The following is an 11416-nucleotide window of genomic DNA, read 5'->3' as shown; positions in this document are numbered from 1 at the left end:
GCCGGACACCTCATGCGGGCGGCCGAGCACCTCGGCGGCCTCGACGAGCCGGCCCTCGGCGACCAACGTACGCACGAGGGTCGACGAGTACGGGACCTCGCCGCCGTCGAGGGCGAGGCCGTCTACCGCGAATCCGGCCCGCTCCCCCGCCCCGCGGAGGAAGGTCGTGTCACCACTGGCGCGGAAGCCGAAGCGGAAGTTCTCGCCGACCGCGACCAGCGATGCGCTGAGCTGCTCGACGAGCACCCGGTCGACGAACTCCTGCGGCGACCAGCCCGCCATCTCGGCGGTGAAGTTGAGGATGCGTACCTCGTCGGCGCCGGCCGCACGCAGCAGCTCGACGCGTCGCTCGATCGTCGTGAGCCGCGTCGGCGCGTGCTCGGGGCGTACGACCGCCAGCGGGTGCGGGACGAAGGTGACCGCGATGACCGGCAGCCCCGCGGCCAGCTCGCGCGTGCGGGCGAGCACATGCTGGTGACCTTTGTGGACACCGTCGAAGTTGCCGACCGTGACCGCTGCCGGCTCGGATCGTGGATCCGTCGCGGCTCCACGGAAGTCACGCCAGATCATCACGGTAAAACTCTGCCACACCGCCGCTCACGACCTGGCAGGAGCCAAACCTAAGAACACTCTCATCGCCAGCTCATCGACCGGCGCGCAGGCATGCGGCAGGCTGGACACATGGACCTGCGCAGGCGCCTTCCCGCTCTCGTCATGGCCGTCATTGCCCTGGCACTCACGGCAGTCATCACGATGCGCGTTGCGGCCGGCGCAGACTCCGAGCCGCAGGACTTCACACCGATCGTCATCTCCCCCGCGGCGACGCCCACACCGACCCCGACGACCACGACACGACCATCCGACGACGGAGACGATGACGACGACTACGAGCGCGAGGTGCCACCGCCCAAGGACATAGATGATGACGATGACCACAGCGGCGGCGGGAATGACGACGACTCGAGTGGCCGCGACCATCCAGAAGACGACTGAGGGCTGATGGCGGTCCTCCTCTCGATGTCGCGCCTGTCGGTGCGACAACGGCTCACCATCACGATTGCCCTGCTCACGACCCTGGCGCTCGTCGTGGTCGGCCTGACCCTGTACGCGCTCGAGTCCCGTCGGATCGACCGCGACATCGAGGCCAGCCTGAGCCAGGAGACGGGCGAGTTCCGCGCTCTCCAGAAGGAGTCCGACCCCCAGACGCAGCAGCCGTTCGCGTCCGCGGACCGGCTGCTCGAGGTATTCCTCGAACGCAACCTGCCAGATGACAACGAGGAGCTCTTCGCGTTCCCGACCAGCGGGACACCGACGTACCAGGGTGAGTACGACGCAGTGCTCCAGAAGTCCGCGGCCTTCCCCGCGCTGGTGGAAGAGCTGAAGGCGACGGGCGGCACGCGCTCGCTCGACATCGACGGGCGCACCTACCGGGTCGCGGTCCAACCCGTGAGGGCCGGCGCAGAGTCCGCCGCGTTCGTCGTCGTGCACGACGTCGGATCGAGCCGGAACGACCTTCGCGAGCTCATGCTCACGTACGCGCTGCTCGCGGCGCTGTCGGTCATCCTCATTGCCGGCCTCGCCTCCTGGAGCGCGGGACGTCTCCTTCGACCAGTCCGTCGGCTCCGGGACACCGCGCGTGGCATCACCGACGGCGACCTCGGCGGCCGGTTGGAGGTCACGGGCCAGGACGACCTGTCCGACCTCCAACGTACGTTCAACGACATGCTCGACCGGCTCGAGTCGGCGTTCGCGACGCAGCGCCAGCTGCTCGACGACGCCGGGCACGAGCTGCGCACGCCCTTGACCGTGCTGCGCGGCCACCTCGAGGTGCTCGACCCGGCCGATCCCGCCGACGTGGAGGCCACGCGTGCCCTGCTCCTGGACGAGATCGACCGCATGTCGCGACTCGTCAACGACCTGCTGATGCTGGCCAAGGCCCGACGTCCGGACTTCGTCGACCCCCACCCGACCGACGTCGAGGCCCTCACGCACGGCGCCATTGACCGGGCCCGCGCCTTGGCGGATCGCCGGTGGCTGCTGGACGGTGTGGCCCGGCAGACCGTACTCCTCGACGGGCAGCGCATCACCCAGGCACTGCTGCAGCTCTCGGACAACGCAGCACGCCACACCGCGCCGGGCGACGAGATCGGCATCGGCTCGCGGTTGCACGAAGGCCAGCTGGAGCTGTGGGTACGCGACAGTGGGCCCGGCGTGGCGCCAGGTCTGCGGACCAAGGTCTTCGAGCGCTTCACGCGAGGAGACCACGACGACGAGGGCTTCGGCCTGGGGCTTTCGATCGTCGCCGCGATCGCTGAGGCACATGGCGGCGAGGTCGTGATAGACGAGACCGAGGCGGGCGCCACGTTCAGGCTCCGCCTCCCGACAGGAGCCCGAACATGAGCGAGCGCAAGCGATGAACAATTCAGGGCACTTCATGCCGCCGTCTCCGTACCGTTGTTCCTTGACGGAGGCGGCGGCATGAGCCGCATCCTCATCGTCGAGGACGAGGACCGGATCTCGTCGTTCGTCGCCAAGGGCCTGAAGGCCGAGGGCTTCACACCCACGGTCGTCGCGGACGGGATCACGGGACTCGACTACGCACTCACCGGCGAGTTCGACCTGATGGTCCTCGACATCGGGCTGCCCGGGCTCGATGGCTTCCGCATCCTCGAACGGGTGACCGTCGACCGGCCGGGCCTGCCGGTCATCGTCCTGACAGCGCGCGACTCGGTGACCGACACCGTCGCTGCACTGGAGGGTGGAGCAGCCGACTACATGTCCAAGCCGTTCAAGTTCGGCGAGCTGCTGGCCCGCGTACGGCTGCGGCTGCGCTCCCCCGCGGACACCCCACCGGACGACGAGCTGACCGTCCGCCAGGTACGCCTCGACCTGCGGCGCCGCCGGGCATACGTCGGTGACCGCGAGGTTGAGCTGTCTGCGCGCGAGCTCACACTTGCCGAGGTGCTGATCCGCAACCGCGGGCTCGTCCTGTCCCGCGAGCAGCTGCTGTCGCAGGTGTGGGGCTACGACTTCGATCCCGGATCCAACGTCGTCGACGTCTACGTCGGCTATCTCCGCAAGAAGCTGGGAGCCGACCTCGTGACGACCGTCCGGGGCGTCGGATACCGGGTCGACTGACCCCGCGACTTGTGACGAAGTGCCCCGCTTCACTGGTGTGGAGCGGGGCACTTCGTCACAAGTCGCGGGGTGGGGCGGCGGGGTCAGTCGTCGTCGGAGTCGTCGCCGGGCTCGTCGCGATCGTCGTGGTCGTCGCCGGGCTCGTCGTGGTCGTCGTGGTCGTCGCCGGGCTCGTCGCGGTCGTCGTGGTCGTCCTTGTCGTCGCCCACGTCGTGGCCGGCAGAGTCATCAGAGCCGTCGCGGTCATCGCCGGGCTCGTCGCGGTCATCGCCGGGCTCGTCGCGATCGTCACGGTCGCGCAGCCCGCCGTTGTCGTCGCCCACGTCGTGCGTCGGGTCCGGTGTCGGCGTGGTGGCCGAGGTGGTGGCCGGGTCCGGGGTGTCGTCCGCCGCATTGTGGGCCACCGCGATCCCTGCGGTGCCGACGATGACGGTCGCCGCCAGAGCTACGGCTCCTGCACGCATGTACTTGTCCATGATGTCTCCTCGTTCGATTGGTACTGATGAGACCAACCTGTCGCGGTGACGTGAGGCGGGAATGAGCCACGAATGAGAGGTCTCTCATGTGGCGGGGGGACAGGCCGCGGCCTCTCTAGAGCAAGGGACGCAGCGGCGCGAGGATCCACTCGCACGCCTTCGCGACGAACGGGCGCGATGTCCACTCGGCGCGGGTCAGCACCCGCGCGTTGGAGGCATCCGCCTCGAACACCTTCTCCAGGTGCGTGGCGAGCGCGTCGTCGAGGATCTCGAGGTTGATCTCGTAGTTGCCGGTCAGGCTGAGCCGGTCGATGTTGGCGGTGCCGATCGTCGTCCAGCGGCCGTCGATCGTCGCGGTCTTGGCGTGCATCATCCAGTCCTGGTAGAGCAGGATCTCGACCCCACCGTCCAGCAACTGGGAGTAGAACCCCCTCGACAGCCAGTCGGCGACGACGTGGTTGGAGACCTCCGGGACGAGGATCCGCACACGTACGCCACGAGCCGCTGCGTCGAGCAGTCCTTGCAGGATGTCGCGGTCGGGGATGAAGTAGGCCGCCGTGATGTAGATGTGGTCGCGGGCGCGGTCGATCGCCTCGATGTACATCCCGCGGATCGGGAACAGCAGCTGCATCGGCACGTTGCGGTGCGCGCGGATCTGCGGCTCCCAGCTCGCGTCACCGCGCTCCTTGAGGATCCGTGCGTTCTTGCCACGGCGCAGGTTCCAGAAGTCGACGAAGGCATTGTCGAGGTCCCACACGGACGGCCCCTCGATCTTGAGGTGCGTGTCGCGCCACTCCGAGGCGTACAGCGAGCCGACGTTGTAGCCGCCCACGTAGGCGACCTTGTCGTCGACGACGAGGACCTTGCGGTGCTCACGACCCATCTTGCGGGGGCTGAAGAACCGCCAGCCGGTGGCGAACACGGGATAGCGCAGCACGTGGATCGGGGCGGGGAACCTGAGGAAGCTCGGCGTCACGACGAGGTTGGCGAAGCCGTCGTAGATCACGTAGACGTCGACACCGCGATCGGCCGCGTCGATCAGCGCCTGCTTGAACCGGCGGCCCATCGCGTCGCCCTTGAAGATGTAGGTCTCGAACAGGATGCGTTCGCGGGCGTTGCCGATCGCCTCCAGCATGTCCTCGTACAGGTCGGACCCGTACGTGAAGGCGGTGGCGGTGTTGCCGGCACCGATCCCGATCGGTGCGGGCGCCGTGACGGGGAACGTGCCGCCGTCCTTGCCGCGCATGAGCTTGCGGACCTTGGTCGTCACCATGAGGGCCACGACGATCAGGAACTGCGCCGACAGCAGTGCGGTCAGTGCCCGTTTGAGGATGCCCCGCGGGGACGGTCGGCGAAGTCGCATGGTGACCTCACCCTAGCGAGTCACGCTGTCCCCGCTGGGCGTGACGAGTTGCAGGCTCAGACCGGCGTGTCGCCTGCAAAGTGTCACGCCCAGCGGGGGGTGGGTCAGACGAAGACGGCGACGGGCTTGGCGACGCCGCCGCGCTGCTCGTAGAGCGCGAGGAACTCCCCCGACGGGGCGAACACCGCGACGGCACCCGGCGCACCCAGGTCGATCCCGGTGAGGGGGCGGCCGAAGCGTACGTCCGAGGCCTCGCGCTCCTCGAGGTCGTACGACGGGAAGCTCGCCCGCGCGACATCGTCGAGCCCGACGACGACGAGCTCCTGCTCGAGCTCCTCGAGCGTGTGCGCCTGGTCGAGCCCGAACGCGCCGACGCGCGTACGCCTCAGCATCGTCAGGTGTCCCCCGACGCCGAGATCGGCGCCGATGTCGCGGGCCAGAGCACGGATGTAGGTGCCGCTCGAGCAGACGACGCGTACGTCGACGTCGACGACATCGCCCTCGACACGCAACGCACCGAGCTCGAACACCGACACCGTGACCGGCCGGGCCGGGAGCTCGACCTCGTCGCCGGAGCGCACGCGAGCGTACGAGCGCACGCCGTCGACCTTGATCGCCGAGACCGATGACGGGACCTGCTGGATGTCGCCGGTGTAGGCCGGCAGCACCGCGCGCACGGCGTCCTCGTCGACGTGTGACGCCGGTGTCGACGCGGTGATCTCGCCCTCGGCGTCGTCGGTGACGGTGGACTGGCCGAGCCGGATCGTCGCGACGTACTCCTTGTCGGCAAGCGTCAGGTGCCCCAGCAGGCGCGTGGCGCGGTTGATGCCGAGCACCAGGATCCCGGTCGCCATCGGGTCGAGCGTGCCGGAGTGGCCGACCTTGCGCGTGCCGGCGATGCGGCGCATGCGGCCGACGACGTCGTGCGAGGTCCAGCCGGCCGGCTTGTCGACGACGACGAGCCCCGACGCCTGCGCTCCCTCCCGCTCGCTGCGCTCGCCAGGAACCGCGGGGTCAGTCATCGAGCTCCGCGTCGTCCTCGTCCTTCTTCTTGTACGGGTCGGGGTCACCGGCGTACTGCGCACCCGCCGAGCGGGAGGCGACCTCCTCGTCGGACTCCTTGACCTTGGCGAGCAGGTCCTCGATCTCCTTGGCCGTCTCGGGGACGGCGTCGAGGAAGAACTCGATCGACGGCGTGATGCGGGTGCCGAGCTGCTTGCCGACCTCCGAGCGGATCAGGCCGGTCGCGCTGCGCAGGGCAGCGGCGGTGTCCGCGCGGGCGGTCTCGTCGCCCATGACGGTGTAGAACACCGAGGCCTGCTGGCCGTCGCCGGTCATGCGTACGTCGGTGATCGTCACGAAGCCCAGGCGCGGATCCTTGACCCGGCGCTCGAGCATCTGCGCCACGATGACCTTGATCCGGTCGCCGACCTTGTGGATCCGCGGTCCAGCCATGATTCTCTCCAAACTGAGTGGGACGCCTCCCCCCACGCGCGAGCGCGTAGAGGGAGACGTCCGACGGGGGTTACGACTACGCGCGAACCTTCTCGCGCAGCTCGAACGTCTCGACGATGTCGCCGACCTTGATGTCGTTGAAGCCCTTGAGCACGAGACCGCACTCGAAGCCTTCGCGGACCTCGGACACATCGTCCTTCTCGCGGCGCAGGCTGGAGAAGTCGAGGTTGTCCGCGACCACGGAGCCGTCGCGAAGCAGGCGTGCCTTCGCGTTGCGCTTGATCGTGCCGCTCGTGACCATGCAACCGGCGATGTTGCCGATCTTGCTGGAGCGGAAGATGTCGCGGATCTCGGCGGTACCGAGCTGCGCCTCCTCGAACTCCGGCTTGAGCAGGCCCTTGAGCGATGCCTCGATCTCCTCGATCGCGTTGTAGATGACCGAGTAGTACTTGATCTCGACACCTTCGCGGTCGGCCAGCTCCGTCGCCTTGCCCTGCGGGCGGACGTTGAAGCCGATGATCACGGCGTTGGACGCGGCGGCCAGCATGACGTTGGTCTCGGTGATCGCACCGACACCGCGGTCGATGACCCGGAGTGCGACCTCCTCGCCGACGTCGATCTGGGCCAGTGCGTCCTCGAGCGCCTCGACCGAACCGGAACCATCACCCTTGAGGATGAGGAGCAGCTCGTCGGTCTCGCCCTTCTCCATCGAGGACATGAAGTCCTCGAGCGTACGACGACCTGTGCGCTGTGCCAGGAGGGCGTTGCGCTCGCGCGCCTCGCGCTTCTCGGCGATCTGGCGCGCCAGCCGGTCGTCGGCGACGACCATGAAGTTGTCACCGGCTCCCGGGACCGCGGTCAGACCCAGCACGAGTGCCGGGCGCGACGGAGTGGCCTCTTCGATGTTCTCGCCGTGCTCGTCGAGCATCGCGCGAACACGTCCGAACGCCGGACCGGCGACGATCGAGTCGCCGACCTTGAGCGTTCCGCGGTGGACCAGCACCGTCGCGACAGGTCCCCGACCACGGTCGAGGTGCGCCTCGATGACGAGGCCCTCGGCGTTCTGGTTGGGGTTGGCGCGCAGGTCGAGCGAGGCGTCAGCCGTGAGGATGACGGCCTCGAGCAGCTCGTCCATGCCGGTGCCGGCCTTGGCCGAGACGTCGACGAACATCGTGTCGCCGCCGTACTCCTCGGGCACGAGGCCGTACTCGGTGAGCTGTCCGCGTGCCTTGGTCGGGTCGGCGTCAGGCTTGTCGACCTTGTTGACCGCGACGACGATCGGGACGCCGGCGGCCTTGGCGTGGTTGAGCGCCTCGACCGTCTGCGGCATGACGCCGTCGTCGGCCGCGACCACGAGGATCGCGATGTCGGTCGCCTGGGCGCCACGGGCACGCATGGCGGTGAACGCCTCGTGGCCCGGTGTGTCGATCAGGGTGATGCGACGCTCGGTGCCGTCGACCTCGGTCGCGACCTGGTAGGCGCCGATGGTCTGCGTGATGCCACCGGCCTCCTTGTCGACGACGTTGCTGCTGCGCAGCGCGTCGAGGAGCTTGGTCTTTCCGTGGTCGACGTGACCCATGACGGTGACGACGGGGGGACGCGCGGCCAGATCGGCCTCGTCGCCCTCGTCCTCGCCGAACTCGATGTCGAACGACTCGAGCAGCTCGCGGTCCTCGTCCTCCGGGGAGATGACCTCGACGTTGTAGTTGAGCTCCTCACCGAGCAGCATCAACGTCTCGTCGTTGGCCGACTGCGTCGCCGTGACGACCTCGCCCAGGTGGAACAGCACCTCGACCAGCGATGCGGAGTCGCCGCCGATCTTGTCGGCGAAGTCAGCCAGCGAGGAGCCACGCGTCAGGCGTACGGTCTCGCCGTTGCCCTTGCGAACGCGGACGCCGCCGATCGCGGGCGCCTGCATCTGGTCGAATTCCTGACGCTTCGCGCGCTTGCTCTTGCGTCCACGACGTACGGGGCCGCCGGCGCGACCGAACGCGCCCTGCGTGCCGCCGCGGGTGTTGCGGCCACCGGGACCACCCGTGCGCGGAGGACCGCTGAAGCCGCCTCCACCGCCGGGAGCACCGCGACCGGGAGCGCCGCCACCGCCGGGGCGACCGGCGTAACCGCCGCCGCCTCCGCCACCGGGACCACCACGGCCCGGTGCGCCACCGGGACCACCGCGACCGGGGGCTCCACCGGGTCCACCGCGACCGGGCGCACCGCGACCGGTCGAGGGACCGGCGAGGCCGGACTGGCGCGGCATCATGGCCGGGTTGGGACGAGGCATGCCGGGCGCAGCACCGGGCGTCGGACCGCCGGCACGTGCGGCCGGCGGACGCGGGGCGCTCTGCATGCCCTGGGTCGACGAGAACGGGTTGTTGCCGGGCCGGGCCTTGGGTCCGGGACGCGGTCCCGGCGTGGCAGGCGCCGGCGCCGAGGCAGCAGCAGCCGGCGCTTCGGGCTCGGCCGCGGGGGCCGGCGCCTCAGCGACGGGCTCGGGCTCGGGCGTCGGGGCAACCCGAGGACCAGGCGTCGGGCCAGGCGTGCGCGTCGGTGCAGGTGCAGCCGGTGCGGCTGCCTCGACCGGGGCCGGTGCGGCTGCCTCGACCGGAGCCGGTGCGGCTTCGGGCTCGGTTGCCTTGGCCGGTGCGGCCTTCTTGGCGGCGGGCTTGCCGCCGGACTTCTTGGCGCCCTGCGCTCGCAGGGCTTCTCCGTGCTCCTCATTGAGGCGCCGGACGACGGGGGCTTCTACGGTCGAGGAGGCCGACTTCACGTACTCACCCATGTCTTTCAGGGTGGACAGGACGACCTTGCTCTCAACGCCGAACTCGCGTGCGAGTTCGTGGACTCTTACAGCCACTCTTCTCCTTCAGGGGGGTCCGACCCTGAGGAGGATCAGACCACTAGTTGACGAACGTGCTCATTGCGCAGTACTCATCGCGCAGTACTCATCGGCCAGAAACCGTTTCATTAGTCATGAGCGAATGCTCCGTATTCGTGTCGGGAAGCGCACTGTGCGCTCCTTGTGGTCAAGCTGTTGGACCCGGGTCCTCGATCATTGCCGCCACGGCGCTCAGGTCGAGCGGCCCTTCGACTCGAAGGGCCCGACCGAACGCCTTGCGGCGAGTCGCGAGCTCCAGGCACCGGGCCGTGGGGTGCAGGTGCGCCCCTCGCCCCGGCAGCGTTCCGCGCGGATCAGGCGTCACAACCGTGGTCGTGGGCTCCTGAACTGCGACGACTCGCACCAGAGTGGTCTTGTCCGCACGTTGCCTACAACCGATGCACGTCCGAACGACCTCGACCAGTCTACCCGTTTCGCGAAGCGGTCGCGCCATGGGACTCAGGCGCCCGCAGTCCTGGGTGCCTCGGTGTCCGAGCGGATGTCGATGCGCCAACCCGTGAGCTTGGCGGCCAGGCGGGCGTTCTGGCCCTCCTTGCCGATCGCGAGAGAGAGCTGGAAGTCGGGAACGACGACCCGGGCCGACCGCGTCGCCGGGTCAACCAGAGTCACGCCCTTGACCTGGGACGGGGAGAGCGCGTGCGCGATGAACTCCGCCGGATCGTCGCTGTAGTCGACGATGTCGATCTTCTCGCCGTGCAGCTCGTGCATGACGTTGCGGACGCGCTGGCCCATCGGGCCGATGCACGCGCCCTTGGCGTTGACGCCCGGCACGTTGGCGCGCACCGCGATCTTGCTGCGGTGGCCGGCCTCGCGGGCGATCGCGACGATCTCGACGGATCCGTCCGCGATCTCCGGCGCCTCGAGGGCGAACAGCAGCTTGACCAGGTTGGGGTGCGTGCGCGAGACCTTGACCCGCGGCCCGCGCAGGCCCTTCTCGACCTCGTAGACGTACGCCTTGAGGCGCTCGCCGTGGGCGTACTTCTCCTCCGGCACCCGCTCGGACGCGACCAGGATCGCCTCGATGCGGCCCAGGTCGAGCATGACGTCGCCGGGGCTGCGGCCCTGCTGGATCACGCCGGAGACGATGTCGCCGACCTTGCCGGCGAACTCGCCGTACTTGGACTCGTCCTCGGCGTCGCGGATGCGCTGCATGATGAGCTGGCGAGCGATCGTCGCGGCGAACCGGCCGAAGTCCTCCGGCGTGTCGTCGAACTCCTCCGAGAATTGCTGCGCCGGGCGCTCCGGCGGCTCCTCACCCTCGGCGGGCTCGGGCAGCGGCTCGGCCTCGAGCCGTTCCTTGGCCCACACCGTCACGTGCCCGGTCTTGCGGTTGAGCTCGACCCGCGCGTGCGGGTGGGAGCCGGACGTCTTGTGGTACGCGGACAGCAGCGCCGTCTCGATCGCCTCGACGACGACGTCGAACGAGATGTCCTTCTCGTGCTCGAGGGCGCGCAGTGCTGCCATGTCGATGTCCATGTCAGGCGTCCTTCCTGTTGAGCTCGGTTTGCACGAGCGCGGTGCTGATCTGGTCGTAGGTCAGCCGTTGGCTGGTGGTGCGGCCCTCGATCACGACGCCCTCGTCGTCGCTGTCGCCGATGCGACCGTCGATCGACGAGTCGTCGGCGAGCCTCAGGCGTACGAGCCGGCCGGCGTTGCGGCGCCAGTGGCGGGGCGCGGTGAGCGGGCGGTCGACGCCCCGCGAGGTGACCTCGAGCGTGTAGGGCTGCGAGCCCATCACGTCGGATGCGTCGAGCTCTTCGGAAAGTGCGCGCGTGGCCTGCGTGATGTGGTCGATGCCGACGCCGCCATCGCGGTCGAGGGCGATGCGGAGGACCCGCTTGTTGCCTGCGGGCGTCAGCTCGATCGCCTCGACGTCGAAGCCGAGCGCCGACACACATTCATCCACGAGGGTCGCCAGTCGTTCGTCCATGGCTCATCCTCCGTGTTCTTTTGTCGGCACCGGCATCAGTGTCGGTTCCACCCTACCGAACCAGCGGGGCTCCGGTGAACGCGACGAGTCGGCTAGCCTGCCGTGGTGATCAGCCGACGCGCGCTCCTGGGAACGGGCGCTGCCACCGTAGCGGT

The 11416-nt window shown here is 69.1% G+C and carries 12 protein-coding genes; 3 read left to right on the top strand and 9 right to left on the bottom strand.

The window, feature by feature from the left end; all coding sequences use genetic code 11:
- Window positions 1–570, bottom strand: a 570-nt coding sequence (locus V6M46_RS19515; protein WP_332668184.1) for an adenylyltransferase/cytidyltransferase family protein, incomplete at its 3' end; no start/stop codon positions are given.
- Between the two features lie 111 nt (window positions 571–681).
- On the opposite strand from V6M46_RS19515, the gene V6M46_RS19510 reads away from it, so the two are divergent.
- The 3 genes from V6M46_RS19510 to V6M46_RS19500 all read left to right on the top strand — a co-directional run bounded on the left by V6M46_RS19510 (window position 682) and on the right by V6M46_RS19500 (window position 3138).
- Window positions 682–993: a hypothetical protein gene (locus tag V6M46_RS19510; RefSeq protein ID WP_332668182.1), complete on the top strand. Its 312-nt coding sequence runs from the start codon at window positions 682–684 to the stop codon at window positions 991–993.
- A 6-nt stretch (window positions 994–999) separates the two neighbouring features.
- The gene (locus V6M46_RS19505; protein WP_332668180.1) at window positions 1000–2400 is read left to right on the top strand and encodes a sensor histidine kinase; all 1401 of its coding nucleotides are present in this window, start codon (window positions 1000–1002) and stop codon (window positions 2398–2400) included.
- Between the two features lie 78 nt (window positions 2401–2478).
- Window positions 2479–3138 (top strand): response regulator transcription factor, encoded by a 660-nt coding sequence (locus V6M46_RS19500; protein WP_332668178.1) that lies wholly within the window; start codon window positions 2479–2481, stop codon window positions 3136–3138.
- 83 nt (window positions 3139–3221) lie between these two features.
- Here V6M46_RS19500 and V6M46_RS19495 read toward each other — a convergent pair whose 3' ends face one another.
- From V6M46_RS19495 to rimP, 8 genes are all read right to left on the bottom strand, one after another.
- Window positions 3222–3614 (bottom strand): hypothetical protein, encoded by a 393-nt coding sequence (locus V6M46_RS19495; protein WP_332668176.1) that lies wholly within the window; start codon window positions 3612–3614, stop codon window positions 3222–3224.
- A 115-nt stretch (window positions 3615–3729) separates the two neighbouring features.
- Entirely contained in the window at window positions 3730–4977 is a 1248-nt protein-coding gene (locus tag V6M46_RS19490) for a phospholipase D-like domain-containing protein (RefSeq protein ID WP_332668175.1), read from the bottom strand.
- 104 nt (window positions 4978–5081) lie between these two features.
- Window positions 5082–5999 (bottom strand): tRNA pseudouridine(55) synthase TruB, encoded by a 918-nt coding sequence (gene truB / locus V6M46_RS19485; RefSeq protein WP_332668173.1) that lies wholly within the window; start codon window positions 5997–5999, stop codon window positions 5082–5084.
- A complete protein-coding gene (gene rbfA / locus V6M46_RS19480; protein WP_332668170.1) occupies window positions 5992–6432 on the bottom strand; it encodes a 30S ribosome-binding factor RbfA in 441 nt (146 codons plus the stop codon). Before rbfA ends, truB begins: the two co-directional genes overlap by 8 nt.
- 76 nt (window positions 6433–6508) lie before the next feature.
- Entirely contained in the window at window positions 6509–9289 is a 2781-nt protein-coding gene (gene infB / locus V6M46_RS19475) for a translation initiation factor IF-2 (protein WP_332668168.1), read from the bottom strand.
- Between the two features lie 169 nt (window positions 9290–9458).
- Window positions 9459–9764 carry a YlxR family protein gene (locus tag V6M46_RS19470; RefSeq protein WP_332668166.1) on the bottom strand — a complete coding sequence of 102 codons (306 nt, stop codon included), beginning with the start codon at window positions 9762–9764 and terminating at the stop codon, window positions 9459–9461.
- A gap of 5 nt (window positions 9765–9769) precedes the next feature.
- Window positions 9770–10807 (bottom strand): transcription termination factor NusA, encoded by a 1038-nt coding sequence (nusA, locus tag V6M46_RS19465; protein WP_332668164.1) that lies wholly within the window; start codon window positions 10805–10807, stop codon window positions 9770–9772.
- A 1-nt stretch (window position 10808) separates the two neighbouring features.
- Window positions 10809–11261, bottom strand: a complete 453-nt coding sequence (rimP, locus tag V6M46_RS19460) for a ribosome maturation factor RimP (RefSeq protein WP_332668162.1) — start codon at window positions 11259–11261, stop codon at window positions 10809–10811.
- Window positions 11262–11416: the final 155 nt, after the last annotated feature.

This window comes from Aeromicrobium sp. (assembly GCF_036676885.1).
Classification (GTDB): Bacteria; Actinomycetota; Actinomycetes; order Propionibacteriales; family Nocardioidaceae; genus Aeromicrobium.
The sequence above is the reverse complement of the archived record's forward strand: the minus strand, read 5'-3'. Positions and strand labels throughout refer to the sequence as shown.

What these genes read in the sequence shown, in the direction of transcription:
- V6M46_RS19510 (WP_332668182.1), top strand. Translation starts at nt 682, where the DNA reads ATGGACCTGCGCAGGCGCCTTCCCGCTCTCGTCATGGCCGTCATTGCC.
- V6M46_RS19505 (WP_332668180.1), top strand. Translation starts at nt 1,000, where the DNA reads ATGGCGGTCCTCCTCTCGATGTCGCGCCTGTCGGTGCGACAACGGCTC.
- V6M46_RS19500 (WP_332668178.1), top strand. Translation starts at nt 2,479, where the DNA reads ATGAGCCGCATCCTCATCGTCGAGGACGAGGACCGGATCTCGTCGTTC.
- V6M46_RS19495 (WP_332668176.1), bottom strand. Translation starts at nt 3,614, where the DNA reads ATGGACAAGTACATGCGTGCAGGAGCCGTAGCTCTGGCGGCGACCGTC.
- V6M46_RS19490 (WP_332668175.1), bottom strand. Translation starts at nt 4,977, where the DNA reads ATGCGACTTCGCCGACCGTCCCCGCGGGGCATCCTCAAACGGGCACTG.
- truB (WP_332668173.1), bottom strand. Translation starts at nt 5,999, where the DNA reads ATGACTGACCCCGCGGTTCCTGGCGAGCGCAGCGAGCGGGAGGGAGCG.
- rbfA (WP_332668170.1), bottom strand. Translation starts at nt 6,432, where the DNA reads ATGGCTGGACCGCGGATCCACAAGGTCGGCGACCGGATCAAGGTCATC.
- V6M46_RS19470 (WP_332668166.1), bottom strand. Translation starts at nt 9,764, where the DNA reads ATGGCGCGACCGCTTCGCGAAACGGGTAGACTGGTCGAGGTCGTTCGG.
- nusA (WP_332668164.1), bottom strand. Translation starts at nt 10,807, where the DNA reads ATGGACATCGACATGGCAGCACTGCGCGCCCTCGAGCACGAGAAGGAC.
- rimP (WP_332668162.1), bottom strand. Translation starts at nt 11,261, where the DNA reads ATGGACGAACGACTGGCGACCCTCGTGGATGAATGTGTGTCGGCGCTC.